General features: G+C 47.9%; 13 protein-coding genes. 8 read left to right on the top strand and 5 right to left on the bottom strand.

Going from position 1 to position 20,108, the window contains the following annotated elements:
* Window positions 1-9: 9 nt before the first annotated feature.
* Window positions 10-909 carry an L-serine ammonia-lyase, iron-sulfur-dependent, subunit alpha gene (sdaAA, locus tag WBG78_RS23895; protein WP_337329030.1) on the bottom strand — a complete coding sequence of 300 codons (900 nt, stop codon included), beginning with the start codon at window positions 907-909 and terminating at the stop codon, window positions 10-12.
* 185 nt (window positions 910-1,094) lie between these two features.
* Between sdaAA and WBG78_RS23900 the strand changes: the two genes are divergently transcribed.
* The gene (locus tag WBG78_RS23900; RefSeq protein WP_337329031.1) at window positions 1,095-2,477 is read left to right on the top strand and encodes a M28 family peptidase; all 1,383 of its coding nucleotides are present in this window, start codon (window positions 1,095-1,097) and stop codon (window positions 2,475-2,477) included.
* A gap of 116 nt (window positions 2,478-2,593) precedes the next feature.
* Here WBG78_RS23900 and WBG78_RS23905 read toward each other — a convergent pair whose 3' ends face one another.
* Together WBG78_RS23905 and gcvP are read right to left on the bottom strand one after the other, a co-directional pair.
* Complete coding sequence (locus WBG78_RS23905; protein ID WP_337329032.1) at window positions 2,594-3,466, bottom strand: nuclear transport factor 2 family protein; 873 nt, start codon at window positions 3,464-3,466, stop codon at window positions 2,594-2,596.
* A 248-nt stretch (window positions 3,467-3,714) separates the two neighbouring features.
* Entirely contained in the window at window positions 3,715-6,600 is a 2,886-nt protein-coding gene (gene gcvP / locus WBG78_RS23910; protein WP_337329033.1) for an aminomethyl-transferring glycine dehydrogenase, read from the bottom strand.
* Between the two features lie 347 nt (window positions 6,601-6,947).
* Here gcvP and WBG78_RS23915 point away from each other — a divergent pair, with 347 nt between their 5' ends.
* Entirely contained in the window at window positions 6,948-8,462 is a 1,515-nt protein-coding gene (locus WBG78_RS23915; protein WP_337329034.1) for a M28 family peptidase, read from the top strand.
* A gap of 115 nt (window positions 8,463-8,577) precedes the next feature.
* On the opposite strand, the gene WBG78_RS23920 is transcribed toward WBG78_RS23915, so the two are convergent.
* Window positions 8,578-9,654, bottom strand: coding sequence for a mannose-1-phosphate guanylyltransferase (locus WBG78_RS23920; protein ID WP_337329035.1), 1,077 nt, complete (start codon window positions 9,652-9,654; stop codon window positions 8,578-8,580).
* A gap of 70 nt (window positions 9,655-9,724) precedes the next feature.
* Entirely contained in the window at window positions 9,725-10,693 is a 969-nt protein-coding gene (locus WBG78_RS23925) for a KpsF/GutQ family sugar-phosphate isomerase (RefSeq protein WP_337329036.1), read from the bottom strand.
* Between the two features lie 68 nt (window positions 10,694-10,761).
* Here WBG78_RS23925 and recQ point away from each other — a divergent pair, with 68 nt between their 5' ends.
* The 6 genes from recQ to WBG78_RS23955 all read left to right on the top strand — a co-directional run bounded on the left by recQ (window position 10,762) and on the right by WBG78_RS23955 (window position 20,082).
* Entirely contained in the window at window positions 10,762-12,948 is a 2,187-nt protein-coding gene (gene recQ, locus WBG78_RS23930) for a DNA helicase RecQ (RefSeq protein ID WP_337329227.1), read from the top strand.
* 204 nt (window positions 12,949-13,152) lie between these two features.
* The gene (purD, locus tag WBG78_RS23935) at window positions 13,153-14,439 is read left to right on the top strand and encodes a phosphoribosylamine--glycine ligase (RefSeq protein ID WP_337329037.1); all 1,287 of its coding nucleotides are present in this window, start codon (window positions 13,153-13,155) and stop codon (window positions 14,437-14,439) included.
* Window positions 14,440-14,444: 5 nt separating this feature from the next.
* On the top strand, window positions 14,445-16,196 hold the full coding sequence (gene ricT, locus WBG78_RS23940; RefSeq protein WP_337329038.1) for a regulatory iron-sulfur-containing complex subunit RicT: 1,752 nt from the start codon (window positions 14,445-14,447) through the stop codon (window positions 16,194-16,196).
* Window positions 16,193-16,687, top strand: a complete 495-nt coding sequence (locus WBG78_RS23945) for a gliding motility lipoprotein GldH (protein WP_337329039.1) — start codon at window positions 16,193-16,195, stop codon at window positions 16,685-16,687. The genes ricT and WBG78_RS23945 overlap by 4 nt, the downstream gene beginning before the upstream one ends.
* A 172-nt stretch (window positions 16,688-16,859) precedes the next feature.
* Window positions 16,860-18,815, top strand: coding sequence for a sialate O-acetylesterase (locus tag WBG78_RS23950; RefSeq protein ID WP_337329040.1), 1,956 nt, complete (start codon window positions 16,860-16,862; stop codon window positions 18,813-18,815).
* Window positions 18,816-18,924: 109 nt separating this feature from the next.
* Complete coding sequence (locus WBG78_RS23955) at window positions 18,925-20,082, top strand: glycoside hydrolase family 26 protein (protein ID WP_337329041.1); 1,158 nt, start codon at window positions 18,925-18,927, stop codon at window positions 20,080-20,082.
* Window positions 20,083-20,108: the final 26 nt, after the last annotated feature.

The following is a 20,108-nucleotide window of genomic DNA, read 5'->3' on the forward strand; positions in this document are numbered from 1 at the left end:
CAGTGTATATCAATTACCATCAGGCAGAATTTCGATATCGTGAATTAACACTTTCCGGGCAATTGCCTGTCCCGTCTTTGTGGCTGCGAGCCCACCCTGTGCCGTTTCCTTGTAACGCGATTCCATGGACGCACCTATTTCTCCCATAGCTTCGATAACTTCATCAACAGGTATTACACTGCTTACGTCGGCGATGGCGATCTGGGCTGAGCTGTTTGCGATAGCTGCGGCACTTGCATTGCGAACAACGCAAGGCACTTCCACCAGGCCGGCGACAGGATCGCAGACCAGGCCCAACATACATTGTACGGTGATGGCAATCGCGTTAAAGATCTGATCGGTGTTTCCCCCGAGGCAATGTACGATTGAAGCCGCACCCATGGCAGCCGCTGTTCCCGTTTCGGCCTGACAACCGCCCACTGCGCCAGCTATCGACGCCTTTTGTTCCATGATCAGCGCAGTGCCCGCAGCCAGCAGCATAGCATCGATGATCATGTCATCATCAATCTGATGAATCTCCTGCAGCGTAAACAGGATGCCCGGCATGATGCCGCTTGCGCCTGCAGTTGGAGCTGCAACAATCCGGCCCATGCAGCTATTCACTTCTTTGGCAGCCAACGCCCGGGATACTAGTCGCTGGAATTCAATCGAAAGAACTGCCGTTGGATGCCGGTATACCTTCTTGGCGCCGTTGTTGATCATTCCCGACCGCGACACCATATCTTCGTTCAGGCCGCTGTTGACCGCTGACTTCATTACTTCCCAGGCAGCCTTCAGGCCTTTCAGCGTCTCTTCATGGCTACGACCCTTTTGTTCGAGTTCATAATCAAGCACCACTGTAGTCAGTGACTGTTTATTGTCGATGCTATATTCTTTCCAGCTTTCAAACGAATCAAATAGAAAAGCCATATGCTTTTGATTTACCGGTTAATTGCAACTGCGACTACGTTCGATCATCCCGAATGACTTTTGCGGAGTCATCATTCTTGACTACTTTCCGCATGCAATTTAGACCTTAGAAGTTACAGACGTTTAAGGATAAAACCTAAATGAGGCCTTCATTTACAAACCGATACACCTTCACTGTTATTGCGATGAAATTGCGAGTGTTAGTCATAGTCATGTTTGCCATGTTTTCACTGCCGGTGGCAGTTCACGCGCAGACATCAGATGCTGATGATGTTAAACTCATATTTGACGAGGCGCTTCGGAACGGAAAGTCGTACGAGTGGCTTCGTTATCTAACCACTCAGATTGGACCGCGTCTTAGCGGTTCCGCGGGCGCGGCCGAGGCGGTGAACTGGGCGAAGACAGAAATGCAGAATATTGCTGACACCGTTTGGCTTCAGCCTGTAATGGTTCCACATTGGATACGTGGCAGTGAAGAAGATGCGTACATCAAGGGATCGAATAAGAAGAGGAACGTTGCTGTAAATGTTTGTGCGCTGGGCGGTAGCGTTGGCACGGGTTCTGGTGGAATTACTGCAAAAGTTATCGAAGTGAAGAGCATCGAAGAACTGTCTCAGTTGGGAAGCCATCGGATCAAAGGGAACATCGTATTCTTTAACCGTCCCATGGATGTAACTCAACCGAGAACATTTGATGCTTACATGGGTGCTGTTGATCAGCGTGCCATGGGGCCGTCAGCGGCCGCGCGTCATGGTGCCGTCGGCGTAATTGTTCGTTCGATGGGATTGAATGCAGAGGACTATCCACATACGGGTGCGCTGCGCTATGAGCCGGATGCTCCGAAAATTCCTGCTATTGCCATCAGCACACGACATGCAGATCTTCTCAGTCAGTCATTAAAGGAAGACAACGGGCTACAGTTTTATTTTGAAACTCATTGCGAGATGCTGTCTGATGTTCAATCGTATAATGTTATTGCTGAACTAAAAGGCAGCGAGTATCCTGAGCAGATCATCGTAGTGGGCGGACATCTTGATTCATGGGACCTCGGCGACGGCGCTCACGACGACGGTGCCGGTTGCGTTCAATCCATGGAAGTCCTCAGGATCTATCGTGGTTTGGGACTATCGCCGAAGCACACCGTGCGTGTCGTATTGTTTATGAATGAAGAGAACGGTTTGAATGGTGGCAGGGAGTATGCCTTGCAGGCAGAACAAAGGAAGGAGCAACATATTGCAGCCATCGAAGCAGACGAAGGGGGCTTCACGCCGAGGGGCTTCTCAATGACGGCAAGTCCTGAATTTCGCAATAAAGTTATTGGATGGAAGCCCGCTCTCGAGCCTTACGGTCTCACGGATTTCTCACGCGAAGGTGGAGGTGCAGACATCGGGCCGTTGTCGAAGTTTAATATACCACTGATTGGCTACATGCCGGACTCACAACGCTACTTCGACTATCATCACACCAAAGAAGATACGTTTGATAAAATAAGCAAGCGGGAGCTTGACATGGGGGCGGGATGCATGGCGGCGTTGATAGGGCTGATTGACAAACACGGAGTCAATTAAGAATTAAGAGTTAAGAATTAAGAATTATCTAGCAGCCTTCGGGCTGCCTTTGACCACGACCAAAGGTCGTGTCATTTTGCGGCGACTAGCCGATGGCTAATTCTTAACTCTTAATTCTAATTGTACGTCATTACGTCGAGCACAATTTTCCAGTCTTTTCCGTTTTCCTTTTTCCAAATGCGCAGGTAGGTGGCGCGCTTTGTTTCCTCGTTGCCATTCACCATTGCCACGACGTTGGCTGTACCATACACGTAGCCGAGATCTCCTGAAGAGGCAATGCCTCCGTCTACTAAAGTCTGATGCGAGTAGAGACTTACTCTTTTTAAGAATTGCTCTTTGTCTGAGGCAGTGATAATAGGTTGCTCACCCTGGCGTGCAAACCGGATTTCTTTCGAGGCAACGGGACCATAGGCGGCCATGCCGTTCATTTTTACGGCGGCCAGAAAGGCTTTTTCCTGATTCATCAACGATATAGTAGCGTCCAGTGCAGGCACTTTCACAGCAGGTACTTTCAAAGGTATCGAGGTAGTGTGCAGTTGCTCAGGGACAGTCAGAGAGTCGTGCGAGATCCCGATATCGAGCATATTCTTCCAGGTACCATCGGGCTGCTTCCTCCAGATAGAGTGGAAATGTCCCCATGCAACGGGCACGCTATCGGCTCGAGTGGGATAGAATTTCCAGGGACCGGTGTCATAGCCAAGGTCGCCTCCGGAAGAGATGTCGCCGAATGCAACTTCCCATGAAAGTAGTGATGGATTGGGTGGCTGTTTCCTGATTCGTTCTTTTCCGGTAGCTGGTCCGTTAGAGTCGGTTGTGACTGCGTCGTCGTGAAGGAAATAGAGGAAGGCATCACGCGTGTTCTTGTCTTTCGCCATCTTGATAAATGCGTTCTCTGCGGCGACCATTGCGTTGAGCTCCGGATTGGCGAACTGAGCTCCGGCGCTTGTGCAGATAGCGGCGGCGATAAGGGCGAAGGCTAGTCTTTTCATCGTTATTACGGGATGATACGGCAATCTACGATCAGGGTTTTTATTAAGCCGGATTGGAAGTCGAAAATCAAGGGCAACCTGATAAAATGCTCCGGAAGGGGGTATATAAAAAGGGTCGTCAGTGCGACGACCCTTTTCTTTAGTTCCGGATCCTGAGGTTTCATTGTTATTAAACAGGGCGTTCAATCCGTTACAATGCCCATTAGGTAAGGTGATTCCTCAAGGGGCCAAAGCTGAAGCTTTGCTGTTTAGAGCTGAGCCGTAAGTTCTTTGTTCGTGTATTCTTCAATAGGCAAACAGCTGCACACCAGGTTGCGGTCGCCATATGCGTTGTCGATGCGACTTACTGAAGGCCAGAACTTGGCGTCCTTAACAAAGTGTAAAGGATATGCTGCCTTCTGGCGTGAGTACGGACGATTCCAGCTATCGGCAGTGACAACGGCTGCTGTATGCGGCGCATTCTTCAAGACGTTGTTTTCGCGATCTGCCTTGCCTTCCTCCACTTCGCGGATCTCGTTCCGGATCTCGATCAATGCTTCGATAAAGCGATCCAGTTCTTCTTTAGGTTCGCTTTCCGTAGGTTCGATCATCAACGTTCCGGCTACCGGGAAAGATACAGTAGGAGCATGGAAACCATAATCCATAAGGCGTTTTGCAATGTCTTCCACTTCGATTCCGGATTTTTTGAAGTCGCGGCAATCCACAATCATTTCATGGGCACAACGACCGTGGGTTCCGGTGTATAGGATTTTGAAGTGACCTTCCAGTCTCTCTTTGATATAGTTGGCATTCAGGATTGCAAACATGGTTGCTTTCGTAAGTCCTGATCCGCCCATCATTGAAATGTAAGCGAAAGAGATTGTGAGGATGCTTGCGCTTCCCCAGGGAGCAGCTGACACTGCATGAATAGACTTCTCTCCGCCAATGCTCACAACAGGGTGACCAGGCAAATAGGGTTTGAGTTTATCGTTGCAGCAGATAGGGCCCATGCCAGGACCGCCACCACCGTGAGGTATGCAGAATGTTTTGTGAAGGTTCAGGTGACAAACGTCAGCGCCGATGTTGGCAGGTGATGTCAGTCCAACCTGTGCGTTCATGTTGGCACCATCCATATAAACCAATCCGCCGTGTTCGTGGATCGTCTGGCAGATCTCGATAATAGATTCTTCAAACACGCCGTGTGTAGAAGGATACGTTACCATAAGACATGATAACTTATCACTGTACTGAACCGCTTTCGCTTTCAGGTCTGCGACATCGATCTTGCCTTCCTCATCGGACTTCACCACAACGACCTGCATACCCGCCATTACGGCGCTTGCCGGGTTTGTGCCGTGCGCCGAAGCAGGGATAAGCGCTATATCTCTTTTGAGATCGCCACGATCTTCGTGATAAGCGCGGATTACCATCAGTCCGGCATACTCGCCCTGAGCACCGCTGTTTGGCTGAAGCGAAACCCCAGTGAAGCCGGTGATCTCACACAATGCGCGCTCCAGTACATCGATCATCTCGCGATAGCCAACCGTTTGCTCAGCAGGGGCAAAAGGATGGATGTTGCCCAGCTCAGGCCATGTAACGGGAATCATTTCCGTTGTTGCATTGAGCTTCATAGTACAAGATCCCAGGGAGATCATCGAGTGCACCATTGACAGGTCTTTGTTCTCCAGTCTCTTGATGTAGCGCAGCATCTCATGTTCGGAATGATGCATATTGAAGACGGGATGCGTAAGGTAGGCGGATGTGCGTTCGAGGCCGCTGCTCCATCTCATTTCCTGGCCGTTGGAGATAACAGGCGCAGACTTTTGTCCTGACGCTTTGGAGAATATATCCAATATGATGTTTACATCTTCAACTGTACATACCTCATCCAACGTGATGCCTATGTGATTGTCACCGAAGTCGCGGAAGTTAACTTCCTGCTTATTGGCCTCAGCAGCAATGGCCGTCTTATTACGAACTTCAACTTTAAGCGTATCGAAGAAATTCCTGTTCACCTGGTTAAAGCCAAGTGCCTTAAGGCCGGCATCGAGCGACAGTGCGAGGCCATGAATACGACCGGCAATCTTTTTCAATCCGGAAGGTCCATGGTATACTGCATACATACCAGCCATTACCGACAGAAGTACTTGTGCAGTACAGATGTTTGATGTCGCCTTTTCTCTACGGATATGTTGTTCGCGGGTTTGCAGCGCCATGCGATAGCCTGGATTTCCGGAAGCATCGATGGAGGCACCGATGATGCGGCCTGGCATCTGCCTCTTGAATTCATCACGTGTTGCAAAGAAGGCGGCGTGAGGACCACCGAATCCCATGGGTACACCAAAGCGCTGGCTTGAACCAACCACCACATCGGCGCCCATTTCACCTGGTGACTTCATTAACAGAAGGCTCATCAGGTCGGCGCCCATAACGACGTACACATCGCGATCGTGAGCTTCCTTGATCAGCGCAGTGTGATCAGCGATAGCACCATTGTTGTCCGGATTCTGAATATATACGGCAAACAGACTGGAGTCTGTAAGATCGAGCTTGCTGACGTCTCCTACAACCAACTCAACGCCTATGGGCGTCGCTCTTGTGCGGAGTACATCAAGTGTTTGCGGAAAAGTGTTCTGATCGACAAAGAAGCGATTGGCAGTTTTCCTTTTGCGCGAGGCCAGCATCAGGTGCATAGCTTCAGCGGCGGCAGTTCCTTCGTCAAGCAGCGAAGCATTGGCGATCTGCATACCGGTCAATTCGATTACCATCGTCTGGTAGTTGATCAGCGCCTCGAGGCGACCCTGCGCGATTTCGGCCTGGTAAGGTGTATAGGCTGTATACCATCCTGGATTTTCAAGAATGTTTCTCAGAATAACCCCAGGTGTGATCGTGTTATAATAGCCCATTCCGATGTACGAGCGGAAAATCCTGTTCTTCGAAACCATAGCCTTGAAGTCCTGAAGGAATTCGTATTCAGATTTGGCCGCAGGAAGTTTAAGGCCTTTTTTCAATCTGATGTTTGACGGAATGGTTTGGTCGATCAGTTCATCAACAGAAGCGGCCTTTACCACCTTCAGCATTTGTGCAACGGCCTCGGCATCGGGTCCAATGTGTCTGCTTTCGAACTTTTCCGCGTACTGGGAGTCTATTTTCATTGTCTAGTGATTATATCGGTTAATGAGCTTGTTTTCACACTTGCAGGTCAGCACTGGTAAAATGATACAACCGAAAGAAAGACGTGTTTAGTTCGGGGTACACATTTTATCAGTTTCCTGATGGGCATTCATTCGAAGATTTTGATTTTCAATCAATTAGAAAGCCAATCGAGAGTCGGCCTGAATGTGCAAAGGTAAATTATTTCGAACATTTTTCGAGTGTGCGGACCAGGCTTCCGGACATTTAATTGTCAGGAATTTGTTTTCAGACGGTATTGATGGAATCAGATAACGTTTTCATCTTGCCGCCCCCTTCATTATTAACAATTGAACATATCGATTTACTTATGAGGCGCCGGTCTTACATGCTAGCTCTTGTCGTTTTGTTTTGTGGGTCATGCTTGCGATTGCAGGCACAGGACACCTTAATGCAACACTATGCGAAGGAAATTTCGGAAGCGGGACTTAAAGAAAATCTGACCATACTGGCCTCCGACTTCATGGAAGGAAGAGAAACCGGAAAGCGCGGACAGCGCATGGCAGCTTCGTTCATAAGAGCACACTTCAGTGACAACAACCTGCTGGCACCAGTCGCTGGCGATTATCTGCAGCCGCTGGAATTGTATCGCGTGACCGCGGGAGAAACATACGTACAGGCGGGTAAAACCAGGTTAGAAAACTACAAGGATGTTGCCTTCTTTGGTATGGAGGACAGCGGTGGAGAGATGAACATGCCCATCTTATTTGTTGGCTATGGTGAGGAATCTGTCTATCAGCAGCTGGACGTCCGGGATAAGGCAGTGCTCCTGCTTTCGAAGAACACCTGGGTTGGTGGAAGCAAGGAAGTGATGCTTGCACGCGACCGGGGTGCAAAAGCCGTCTTTGTTTGCAACACGGAAACGGAGGCTGAGTTTACGCGGGTACTTGCACAGGGCAAGCGTTATGTTGAGCGGGGCCGGCTTAGTCTTGAAAAACCCAATACATCCGAGCACGTTCGCCCAGGTACCTTCGTTGTATCTCCCCATGCCGCGGGAGTGATCATGGGCACCACGTTGTCGGGTCTTAAAAGTGCCGCAGAGAAGAAGTCCCTGAAAAAGATCAAGTCTGCATCAATACAATTCAGGACCTCAATCGAGGTGGCATCTGTTCCAACGGAAAATGTGCTGGGCTTAGTTGAAGGCACAGATAAGAAGAACGAGATACTGCTTGTTACTGCGCACTATGATCATGTCGGCATAAAACAGGATGGCACAGGTGATGTTATTCACAATGGGGCCGATGATGATGGTTCGGGTACCGTTGCAGTTATGGAGCTTGCGCGGGTATTTGCCAAGGCACGCCGAGAGGGTCATGGTCCAAGGAGGAGTATTCTGTTTATGCTGGTTACGGGTGAAGAGAGCGGACTATTGGGTTCGGAATTCTATGCCGAGCATCCAGTTTTTTCACTGGAATCAACTGTGGCCGATCTCAATATTGATATGATTGGAAGACGCGATCCGAAACATCAGACTGGTAATCCCTATTTGTATGTTATTGGGGCGGACAAGCTATCGTCGGAGCTCAACGCTATCAGTGAACGAATGAATTCGACCTATAGTAAGCTGGACTTTGATTATACGTACAATGATCCTTCTCATCCTGATCGCCTATATTATCGTTCTGATCACTGGAACTTTGCAAAGCGGAATGTTCCAATCATATTTTACTTCGATGGCATTCACGAGGACTATCACAAGGTAACTGATGAAGTCAGTAAAATTGACTTCCCTCTGTTAAGACAACGTGCACAATGCGTGTTCTATACGGCGTGGGAATTATCGAATATCGAAAAGCGAATTGTGAATGACAAAACGTCTAATTGAAGATAGGCTTAGAAACTTCCTATAATTAAAGAGGCTGTTCAATGGAACAGCCTCTTTTGTTTACAGAATATTTCAGTCGTTTGTCCAGGGACAAATGGTCATGCTTAATGCAGCACTAAACAAAATCTGTAGAGTTCGGTTTCGCTTTAAGGTCGGCGACGAAGCGACGGAATTGCTCTTCCTTGTCCTTTTCACAGACGATAATAACGTTACCGAATTCGCCGACCAGGTATCCGTTCAATCCCTGAACAACAATAAGTTTGTCGGCAGAACCACGGATGATCGAATTACGCGTATCATACATTTGAGCATTGGCGCGTATTGCATTGTTGTTGTCGTCTTTGTCGGAGATCTCATGGATAGATGCCCATGAGCCGAGGTCAGACCATGTAAAGGTTCCCAGGCAGACATATACGTTCTGCGCTTTCTCCATGATTCCGTAATCAATAGAGATGCTTTTGCATTGTGGGTAAGCGCTGTGAATTACATCTCGTTCTTCGGGTGTGTTCAATTTGGATTTGATGTCGTCGAATACTTCCGACATCTCAGGAAGAAATTTGTGGAATGCATCGAGGATGGCCTGAACACCCCAGATGAATATTCCTGAGTTCCACACGAAGTCGCCGCTTTCGATAAATTTCTTGGCAAGTGAAAGCTCCGGCTTTTCCGTGAACGTTTTAACCTTTTTAATGAAAGGCTTTTCGGGAAGGTACTGGATATAGCCATATCCCGTTTCGGGACGGGTTGGGGGTATCCCAACCGTTATAAGTTTATCCTGACCTTTAGCGTGTTCGCTGCTGGTTCTGATAATGTTCTGAAACTCATCCTCCTTCATAATAAGATGGTCGGAAGGTGTCACAACGACAACGGCATCAGGGTTTTTCAATGCGATTTTGTAGCTGGCGTAGGCAATACACGCAGCAGTATTTTTGCGCATAGGCTCAGAGAGAATTTGCTCTGGCTTAAGCGTAGGCAGTTGCATTCTTACAAGATGCTCGTGCTCCTCATGAGTTACAACGTAAATGTTCTCAATAGGGCATAAGGGCAGGAAGCGATCGCAGGTTGACTGCAAAAGGGTCTTGCCAGTACCTAAAACATCAAGAAATTGTTTGGGCTTTGAATTGCGACTGTATGGCCAGAAGCGTACACCTACGCCACCAGCCATTAAAACAACGAATAAGTTTTTGTTCATTTAGCTATTTGACAAGAAAGTTTGGTAAAAAACGGAACTCACAGAATCTTTTAAAAGTGTTTTCTGCTTTTTATACTATCCCCTCCCGAAGAAGATCGTGAATATGGATGAATCCTACGACTATATCGCCATCCACAACGATCACCTGGGTAATATCATTCTTATGCATCATCTGCAGGGCTCTGACTGCATACTCATCCTTTTGTATGGTTTTGGGCGACGCGGTCATTATATCAGAGGCTTTAACATGGGAAATATCGACGTTATGCTGCAACATACGACGAAGGTCGCCATCTGTGATCATTCCCAGCAGACACGACTTATCATCTACGACGGCAGCACACCCCAAACGTTTGGACGAGATTTCAACAATAACGTCGCGCAGCGTAGATGAAGCGTGTACCATTGGTGTCTCATTCTGCTTGTAAATGTCAGATACTTTTAAGTATAACTGTTTACCAAGAGACCCTCCCGGGTGATATTCCGCGAAGTCATGACTTGTGAAACTTCTGAGTTCAAGCAGACAAACAGCCAACGCATCACCCATTGCCAAGTGAGCAGTAGTACTTGTTGTAGGTGCCAGATTATGAGGACAAGCTTCTGATGCAATCGTTGCATTTAATACAAAATCGGCTTGTTGAGCGAGATATGAATTTGTGTTACTCACCATTGCAACAAGCTTAACGCCGCGACGTTTCAGTAGTGGAATAAGTACTTTGATTTCTGGTGTGTTGCCACTCTTCGAAAGGCAGATAACGATATCTTCCGATTGAATCATGCCGAGATCACCATGTATAGCGTCAGCAGCATGCATGAACAAAGCAGGTGTTCCAGTTGAATTAAATGTGGCGACAATTTTATTGGCTATAATGGCACTTTTGCCAACGCCAGTTATGACAACACGCCCTTTTGCAGAATAAATTTCCTTGACGCAGTTTTCAAAGGCATCGTCAATGTAATTAGTTAGATTTTCTATTGCCTGAGATTCATTTATTAGAACCTCGCGTGCAATGTTTTTGATATTTTTTACTAAATTCAATTCCTTTTCAAGGTTAGCTTTGTTATACGAACAAAGATACAATTTTAGGTTTATTAAGACTGAAAATGATGTTGGTTGAAGAGAAAGATGCGCTTAAAGAAAAACTAAAGCAGATATTTGGTTACTCGCAGTTTCGAGGCAATCAGGAGACTATTATCCGGAATTTACTCGACGGAAAAAATACGTTTGTAATTATGCCGACAGGCGCGGGCAAGTCGCTGTGTTATCAGCTGCCCGCGATGATGAGAGAGGGACTCGCTATTGTGATCTCTCCACTCATAGCACTCATGAAGAACCAGGTTGATCAGATGAATGCGTACGGTGTTAACGCACGCTTCCTGAATTCGACATTGGGCAAAGGTGAGATCACACGCCTCAAGAAGGATTGCATGAACGGACTGGTGAAACTACTTTATGTAGCACCTGAATCACTTAACAAGGAAGAGACGATTGAGTTTCTGAAGAAGGTTAATGTGTCGTTCGTAGCTATTGATGAGGCTCACTGTATTTCTGAATGGGGACACGACTTTCGTCCGGAATACCGAAAGATCAAGACGATGATTCAAAACCTTGGCGATATGCCTGTGATCGCGCTCACTGCGACGGCTACTCCTAAGGTTCAGCTCGACATACAAAAGAATCTTCAGATGGAAGAAGCAGATGTATTCATCTCTTCTTTTAATCGAAAGAACCTTTTCTATGAAGTTCGTCCTAAGAAAGAGACCAAGAAACAGTTGATCAAGTTTCTTAAGGACAACAAAGGTAAGTCGGGCGTGATCTATTGTCTCAGCCGGAAGAAGGTTGAAGAGATCGCGCAGCTTATTAATGTGAATGGTTTCCGCGCTGCTCCTTATCACGCTGGTTTAGATCCTGATGTTCGCATGAAGAACCAGGATGACTTCCTCAACGAAGAGGTTGATATCATCGTGGCAACTATTGCCTTCGGTATGGGTATCGACAAACCAGATGTTCGATTCGTAGTTCACTATGATGTCCCCAAATCACTTGAAGGATATTATCAGGAAACTGGTCGGGGCGGACGTGATGGACTTGAAGGCCACTGCCTCATGTTCTACAGTCACAACGATCTGAACAAACTTGAGAAGTTCAACAAGGATAAACCTGTTCAGGAGCGCGAGAACGCGCGCGTGCTGTTACAGGAGATGGAATACTACGCCGAGTCACCAGTTTGCAGAAGACGACAACTGCTTCACTACTTCGGAGAAGAGTATAAGCAGGAGAACTGCGGCATGTGCGATAACTGCGTGCATCCACGCGAACGGTTCGATGGAACCGATGCAGTTCGTTTGGTAATTGATACAGCCAAGAAGACGAATGAGCGTTTTGGCCTCAATCACCTCGTGCACGTTATCCGCGGTATCGAAGATGAATACGTGAAGAGCTATGGACACTTCGATCTCGACGTGTTTGGGAAAGGCTCGGACGAAGATGCTGACTACTGGAAGTCAGTAATACGGCAGGCATTGATCTATCAATACCTGGAGAAGGACATTGACAATATAGGAGTGTTGAAGATCACGAAGAAAGGTCTCGCATTCCTGAAGCATCCTCATACCATCGAACTTGCTCGCGATCACGACTTCACAACCGCGGTCGATGAAGAGGAAGAATCAACGGAAAAGCCCGTCCTCAACAAATCATACGACACCAAGTTGTTTGAAATGCTGAAGACACTCCGTAAGAAGATTGCCAAGGAGAAGAATCTTCCGCCGTTTGTTATCTTCCAGGATCCTTCATTAGAGGAGATGGCGACAACCTATCCTACTACCAACGATGAGCTTGCACAGGTTAACGGTGTGGGTACTGGAAAGGTGAACAAGTTTGGTAAGGAGTTCCTTGCTGTTATCCGTAAGTATGTTGATGAAAACGATATTGAAACTGCTAATGAAGTAGTGATCAAGTCTTCTGTCAACAAGTCTAAGACAAAGATCCTCATCATTCAGCAGATCGATCGCAAGGTAGATCTCGAAGAGATTGCTGAGAAGGCACGTCTGTCTTTCGAGGAGCTATTGACGGAGATTGAAAATATCTGCTATTCCGGAACCAAGCTCAATCTGAACTACTACATCGATCAGGTGATCGACGCGCATAAGCAGGACGACATTCACGACTATTTCATGAATGCGGAAACTGATAGCCTCGAACAGGCTTTGGGCGATGGCACCATGTCGGATTACTCTGAGGAAGAAGTGCGTATGATGCGGATCAAGTTTATGTCCGAGTACGCCAACTAATTCCGAGCAGCAACTAATACTGAGTGGGTCGGAGCCATCCAGACCCGCGTTTAAGAAACGTGAATGAGCTCTTCATTCACGTTTTTTTATTTATAAGCCACCAACGGCATTGGGCAGTCGAGGCAAAATGGCCCTGGGGATGCAGAACCGTGTTTTATTTATGTTAATTCACGTTATATTTGGCGTTGAACCGAAAAAGTATCCATGAACATCCTGGTAATCGGCAATGGCGGAAGGGAACATGCGCTAGCATGGAAGATGAGACAGAGTCCGCTCTGTCAAAAGATCTATGTCGCGCCTGGCAATGCCGGAACGGCTTCTGTTGCTGAAAACGTGTCTATAGGAGTGGATGACTTTGCCCGACTCGGGCAGTTTTGTATCGACAAGGCCATTGATTTGGTGGTGGTTGGGCCCGAAGGCCCCCTTGTAAACGGTATCCGCGACTTCTTTGAGAACGATGCTGCTTTGAAGAATATCCTGATGGTTGGACCCGGGAAGATCGGCGCACAACTTGAAGGCAGTAAGGACTATTCTAAGCAGTTCATGCTTCGCAATAATATCCCAACAGCAAAGGCACGTACGTTTGCAGCCGGAGATCTGGTCCAGGCATTAGATTACATATCTGAATGCAAGCCTCCGATAGTACTCAAGGCTGATGGATTGGCTGGTGGTAAAGGTGTTGTCATTAGTCTGAGTCAGGGGGAGGCAAAGGCCGTTATCAAAGAAATGCTTGTTAATAAGCGATTTGGTGCAGCCAGTTCCAAAGTACTCATTGAGGAATTCCTGAATGGCATTGAGTTATCGGTATTTGTTCTTACTGATGGTAAAGACTATGTGTTGCTACCTGAGGCAAAGGACTATAAACGTATAGGTGATGGCGATACTGGTCCGAACACGGGCGGGATGGGAGCCGTATCACCGGTGATATTCGCCGACAGCGTCTTCATGTCGAAGATTGAAGAGCGAATTGTGAAACCGACTATAGATGGGCTTCTGCGCGAAAAGATCGACTACAAGGGTTTTATTTTCGTGGGCATTATGAATGTTGGAGGTAATCCATTTGTTATAGAGTACAATGCCCGCATGGGAGATCCGGAGACGCAGGCAGTAATGCCTCGCATCAAGAGTGACTTGGTTGACCTTTTGGCTGCATGCGGCAAAGGACAGCTGGCCGGAAAGAATCTTGAAGTCCATGATGATTTCGCCGTTACAGTTGCTTTGGTTTCCGGAGGATATCCGGGTGAGTATGAAACCGGCAAAGTAATCAGCGGCCTGGATCACCAGGGAGACTCAATAGTTTTTCATGCAGGGACGACGAAGCATGAGGATGATGTTATCACTCACGGAGGACGCGTGCTTGCTATTTCCGGAAGCGGAAACTCATTGGAGCAGGCTCGTGCCCGGGCGTACAAAACTGCGTCGGGGATAGACTGGGAAGGACTATATTATCGAAAAGATATCGGCCAGGACTTAATGAACTATAAAGGTTAATCGAGATGGGATGTTCATGTGGCTCGGGTAAGAATGGATCGGTAGCGGGGTGTCGTAACAACGGCGCCTGCAACACGGGCGGATGCAACAAGATGAATGTATTCGACTGGCTATCGAACATGGAGATGCCACGTGAAGACAGGTTCAACATTGTTGAAGTAAGGTTCAAGAATGGACGGAAAGAGTTTTTCAGTAACCCCGATAAACTTGGTCTTACTACCGGGGATGCTGTTGTAGTGGAAGTTCCAAGCGGACATCACATCGGATACGTTTCGCTTCAGGGCGAGCTGGTGAGGTTGCAAATGCAAAAGAAGAAGATCTCGGCCGACGGTGACATTAAGAAGATCTATCGCATTGCTCATCAAAAGGATCTCGACAAGTTTGAGGAAGTGAAGAAGCGCGAGATGCCGACGTTATACCGGACACGCGAAATCATTCGGGACCTCAAGCTTGAAATGAAGTTGTCGGACATCGAATACCAGGCTGACAACGCCAAGGCTACCTTCTTTTACTCAGCTGACGATCGCGTCGACTTCCGTGAGCTGATCAAGCTTCTTGCCGGTGAGTTTAGAATAAGGGTTGAAATGCGGCAAATAAGTTTGCGCCAGGAGGCTGGTCGCCTCGGCGGCATCGGTGTTTGTGGTCGCGAGCTTTGTTGTTCAACCTGGTTAACGGACTTCAAGAATGTTGCTACCAGTGCAGCTCGTTATCAAAATTTGTCACTCAATCCCAGCAAGCTTTCTGGTCAGTGTGGTCGTCTTAAGTGCTGTCTTAATTACGAGCTTGAGACTTACATGGAGGCCCTTGAGCACATACCAAAGATCGAAGGCCCGCTTTTAACAGAAAAAGGAGAAGCTACTCTTCAGAAGACAGACATCTTCAGGAAGATCATGTGGTTTGGCTTCGTAGCTGAGAACACATGGTATCCATTGAATATTGAAAGGGTCAATCAGATCCTCGCGATGAACAGGGAGGGGCGCAAGCCAGCGAGCCTTGATGTTGACGTCGTAGCAGAGAAGATCCCTGTTGAGACTTTGAATAGTGATCTCGCGCGGATGGATCAGAAGTTCAAGGGCAAGGCGAAGAAGCGCAAGAAGAAGAAAGGTAGCGAAGGACAGGCGAGTGCGCCATCTGGTCAGCAGCCAAAAGCCAATGCCGGTCAACCACAGCCTAAGCCAGAGGAGGGTCAGGCACGTAGAGAGAGATCGGGGAGACCTGAAGGGCGTAACGAAAATCAGCAGCGGGGACCGAGGCGCGAGGGAGGTAATGAGCAGCGCACTCAGGGCGAGCCGCGCACTCAGGGAGAACAACGTCAAGGAGAACAACGTCCTCAAAGAGAACAGCGTTCTCAGGGAGAGCAACGTGCTCAGGGTGAACAACGTAATAGGGGCGAACAACGCAATCGGGGAGAGCAGCGGAATCAAGGTGGTCAACCGCGGGGACAGTCTGGCCAGGAAAGCGGTCAGCAAGGCAGTCCGGATTCAAATCAGGGTCAGCCAGGTCAGCAGGGAAATCCTAACAGAGGGAATCGGAATCAGGGCAGGAATAATCCTGGTAACAAGGGCAACCAGCAGCAGAACCGAGGTGGTGGCGGAGGTCCGCGTCCAGAGAAGGGTAATTCTGAGCGGGGCAATCAGCCCCGGGGCAATAACGAGCGACGCAATTCGGATCGAGATAATTCAGCAAAGGGAAATTCTGACGAAGGCAATACAGATAAGGGAGAATCCCGCAATTCAAAACCCGAGAATCAACAATGAGAATAACTTCTGCATTGTGCCTGTTAGGCGTAGTGTTATGGGCGTGCAGCGATAGTCGCGTATACGAGCAGGTAATAGACTTCGATAAACAAGAGTGGATTGTAACAGACAAGCCGTCGTTTGAATTCGAAATCGACGACACCAACAGCAAGTACAACATATTCAGTGATCTGCGGAATGCAGTGTCTTATCCTTACGCGCGGTTCTATTTCACTTACTACCTGCAGGACTCGTCCGGTGTAGAGATTCAAAAGAAATTGATAGGCCAGTATTTGTTTGATGCGAAGTCAGGCAAGCCTTCCGGGAAAAGCGGCATTGGCGACCTTTATGATCATCGCTTTCTGTTGCTGCAAAACTTTCAGTTTCCACAAAAGGGCAAGTACAAGATTGTTCTGGAGCAGTTTATGCGCATGGACACCCTCCCGGGTATTGTCGCTATCGGCGTGCGGGTGGAAAAGGCCGAAGCAGGTAAGACTCCTGAAACTTATTAGGCATTCAAGTCCCGCTTCTTCACAACCAGGGACCGCTTAATTCATGGGGCGACAATCCATGATTTAGCTGATTAGTGCTTTACATTTTCTTTCTATTTTAGTCGGCAAATGTTATCGGCTGCGAAAGTTGTCGTCGCCGAGTTCCTATGTTTCTCATCAATCAAACTCCTTCATGAAAAAACTCTTTGCTTTTCTGATAGCGATCAGCTGCTCACTGATTGGCTATACGCAGGTTCGGCTTCCAAAACTTATTAGTGACGGTCTGGTAGTGCAGCGGAATAAGCCAGTTGTTGTCTGGGGATGGGCGAGTCCGGGTGAAAAGATATCGGTTCAGTTTCATGGAAAGCAGGGAAAGACAACAACGGATAAATCCGGTCACTGGCGATTGGAGCTCAGCCCGGAAACTGCCGGCGGGCCATATCAAATGATTGTGAAAGGCAAGAACGTTATTACCATCAATGATATTCTCGTGGGTGAAGTTTGGGTTTGTTCCGGACAATCCAATATGGAGTGGCCTCTTCGCGCGGCAAAGAATGCAGAAGAGGAAATAAAGGCTGCAAACTTTCCGCAGATCAGACAATTCCTTGTAAAGAAGGAAGTGTCAGCGAAGCCCGAAGAGGATGTGAAAGGCGGAGACTGGAAGGCGTGTTCACCGGAAACTGCGGGCGACTTTACGGCCGTTGGATATTTCTTTGCGCGTTCAGTTTACAATGAGATTAATGTACCAATTGGTCTTATCAACACATCATGGGGAGGCACCCATTCTGAAACGTGGACAAGCCGGGAAGCATTTATGTCAAATCCTGAATTCAAAGACATGATTTCGGGAATGCCTCAACTTGATTTTGAGCAATTGGCAAAACAAAAGCAGGCAGAGCAAATCGCGAAATTCAAAGCCATGAACATCATCATTCCGCCCGCAGGAGTTGATCACTGGAAGGACGCATCGTTTGACGCGAATAGCTGGAACGAGATGGAGTTGCCTTCGCTATGGGAGAACCACGGACTCCCGGACTTCGATGGCGTAGTATGGTTTAGAAAAACCGTAACGCTGACGGAAGCCGAAGCAAAAGGAAATGCAACGCTTGAGCTGGGGGCCATCGATGATGAGGACGACACTTACGTTAATGGTACGATGGTGGGGTCAACAGCAAGTTATAATGAGCAAAGGGTTTACAAACTTTCAAGTGGTGTATTGAAAGCCGGTGACAACGTGATCGCTGTGCGCGTGGATGATACTGGTGGTGGAGGGGGACTCTACGGGCAGCCCGATCAGCTGAAACTCACGACAGGTTCCGGGGCAAAACACAGTCTTGCAGGTAAGTGGCGCTATTCAATAGAGAAGTTGAATGGTAGCGCCGCCGTTGGGCCGAACAGCTATCCAACGCTGTTGTTTAATGCCATGCTTAATCCACTTCTGCCCGCACGCATCGCTGGTGTTCTTTGGTACCAGGGCGAATCAAATGCGGGCCGCGCCTACCAATACAGGACGGCATTTCCTTTGATGATCAACGACTGGCGTTCGCACTGGAAGGAAGGAGATTTTCCTTTTTATTTTGTTCAACTCGCAAGCTTTAATGCAAGCCATGGCACGAGCGAAAAAGGAAGCACGTGGGCAGAGTTGCGGGAAGCGCAGACTATGACATTAAGTTTACCTCACACGGGTATGGCCGTGACCACCGATATCGGCGAAGCCAACGATATCCATCCAAGGAACAAACAGGATGTAGGAAAAAGACTTGCAGCGCTGGCACTTAAGAATGAATACGGTAAGAATGTAGTTTGTGCAGGTCCATCATACAAATCAATGAGCGTTGAAGGAAACAAAGTGCGGATTTCCTTTAACGATCTGGGATCGGGACTCATGGTTAAGGACAAGTATGGCTATTTGAGAGGGTTCGAGCTCGCCGGAAGTGACCAACGGTTCCACTATGCGAAGGCAAGTATCAATGGTAATGAAGTTGTTGTTGAGTGTGATCAGGTTCAGACTCCGGTTGCCGTGAGATTCGCGTGGGCCGACAATCCTGAAGATGCCAACCTATTCAACAAAGACGGATTTCCGGCTGTGCCTTTCAGGAGCGATAACTGGGACGGTATTACTAAGGACGCCAAGTTCAAGTTTCAATAGACTGAGCTTATTCTGACAATGACGGGTTGGAAGCGACTCGCAGCAACTGCTTTGATTGTTATTTCACTGATGGATGGCCTGGCGCCATTCTTCACATTCAAGAAAATCAATGACTGAAAATAAAACCCATTCTTTGTTCACGCGGGTTTCCATTCTGATTATGATCACGGGATGCCTTACATGTTTTTCATTGTCATGTATCGCACAAACCGGACCTATTGATAAGAAAGCCACGGCGGAGACGATTAACCTTTACCAATCGCTGTGGAAGCTTTCGGAGAAGCATACATTGTTTGGGCATCAACATGCTACTGAGTATGGCCATGGATGGAGTGGTGACAAGGACCGGTCGGATGTGAAATCAGTAACAGGATCGCATCCAGCCGTGATCGGTGTTGACATTATGGGTTTCTCCGGGAGGCCTGAAAGTGAGATCGCTGAAGCGAAAGTGAGGCTAAAACAGAATGTGATTGCCACCTACGAACGCGGAGGAGTGACCACTGTAGCCTGGCATTTTTTCAATCCTATTTCGAAGGGTGCTTTCTATTGGGTAGATACCCTTTCCAAACCAGCAGTGGCCGCCATAATTCCCGGTGGTGTGGCACACGAGCAATACAAAGCGATACTGAAAGGTATAGCGGATTGGGCCAATGATCTTCGAGCCAAAGACGGTAAGCTTGTGCCCGTGATATTCCGTCCATATCATGAGTTCGATGGCAATTGGTTCTGGTGGGGTAAATCGCATTGCACGCGTGAGGAGTTTATTTCTCTTTGGCAGTCTACCGTAAGCTACCTGAGAGACAGTTTGCAGGTACACAATTTCCTTTATGCGTTTTCTCCCGACAACAGGTTCTCCTCTGAAGCAGAATATCTCGATCGGTACCCGGGTGATGAGTACGTTGATCTGTTGGGAATGGACAACTATGGAGATATGGGTCGCGATCGATATGATCTCACTAAGGCAACGGCGAAGTTGAAGATTCTATCAGATTACGCGGTAAAGAAGGGCAAGCTTGCTGCGTTCACAGAAACCGGTCTTGAGTCGATACCTAATGCGACGTGGTGGACTGAGACACTTTTAAGGGTGATCAAGACTGACAACCTCCGTCTCTGTTACGTGTTGGTATGGAGAAATGATCAGAATAGTCCTACGCACTATTACGCACCATTTCCTGGCCAGGTGAGTGTGCCCGACTTCATGAAATTCTACAATGATCCTTATACACTATTCGAAAAGGATCTCAAGAACATCTACGGAAAACGCTAGCCTCTGGGTTGTGAGGACAAACTAAC

Origin of the sequence: Chryseolinea sp. T2, assembly GCF_037203685.1 — a bacterium.
In the GTDB taxonomy this organism is placed as follows: Bacteria; Bacteroidota; Bacteroidia; order Cytophagales; family Cyclobacteriaceae; genus Chryseolinea.

What these genes read in the sequence shown, in the direction of transcription:
- sdaAA (WP_337329030.1), bottom strand. Translation starts at nt 909, where the DNA reads ATGGCTTTTCTATTTGATTCGTTTGAAAGCTGGAAAGAATATAGCATC.
- WBG78_RS23900 (WP_337329031.1), top strand. Translation starts at nt 1,095, where the DNA reads ATGAAATTGCGAGTGTTAGTCATAGTCATGTTTGCCATGTTTTCACTG.
- WBG78_RS23905 (WP_337329032.1), bottom strand. Translation starts at nt 3,466, where the DNA reads ATGAAAAGACTAGCCTTCGCCCTTATCGCCGCCGCTATCTGCACAAGC.
- gcvP (WP_337329033.1), bottom strand. Translation starts at nt 6,600, where the DNA reads ATGAAAATAGACTCCCAGTACGCGGAAAAGTTCGAAAGCAGACACATT.
- WBG78_RS23915 (WP_337329034.1), top strand. Translation starts at nt 6,948, where the DNA reads ATGAGGCGCCGGTCTTACATGCTAGCTCTTGTCGTTTTGTTTTGTGGG.
- WBG78_RS23920 (WP_337329035.1), bottom strand. Translation starts at nt 9,654, where the DNA reads ATGAACAAAAACTTATTCGTTGTTTTAATGGCTGGTGGCGTAGGTGTA.
- recQ (WP_337329227.1), top strand. Translation starts at nt 10,762, where the DNA reads ATGTTGGTTGAAGAGAAAGATGCGCTTAAAGAAAAACTAAAGCAGATA.
- purD (WP_337329037.1), top strand. Translation starts at nt 13,153, where the DNA reads ATGAACATCCTGGTAATCGGCAATGGCGGAAGGGAACATGCGCTAGCA.
- ricT (WP_337329038.1), top strand. Translation starts at nt 14,445, where the DNA reads ATGGGATGTTCATGTGGCTCGGGTAAGAATGGATCGGTAGCGGGGTGT.
- WBG78_RS23945 (WP_337329039.1), top strand. Translation starts at nt 16,193, where the DNA reads ATGAGAATAACTTCTGCATTGTGCCTGTTAGGCGTAGTGTTATGGGCG.
- WBG78_RS23950 (WP_337329040.1), top strand. Translation starts at nt 16,860, where the DNA reads ATGAAAAAACTCTTTGCTTTTCTGATAGCGATCAGCTGCTCACTGATT.
- WBG78_RS23955 (WP_337329041.1), top strand. Translation starts at nt 18,925, where the DNA reads ATGACTGAAAATAAAACCCATTCTTTGTTCACGCGGGTTTCCATTCTG.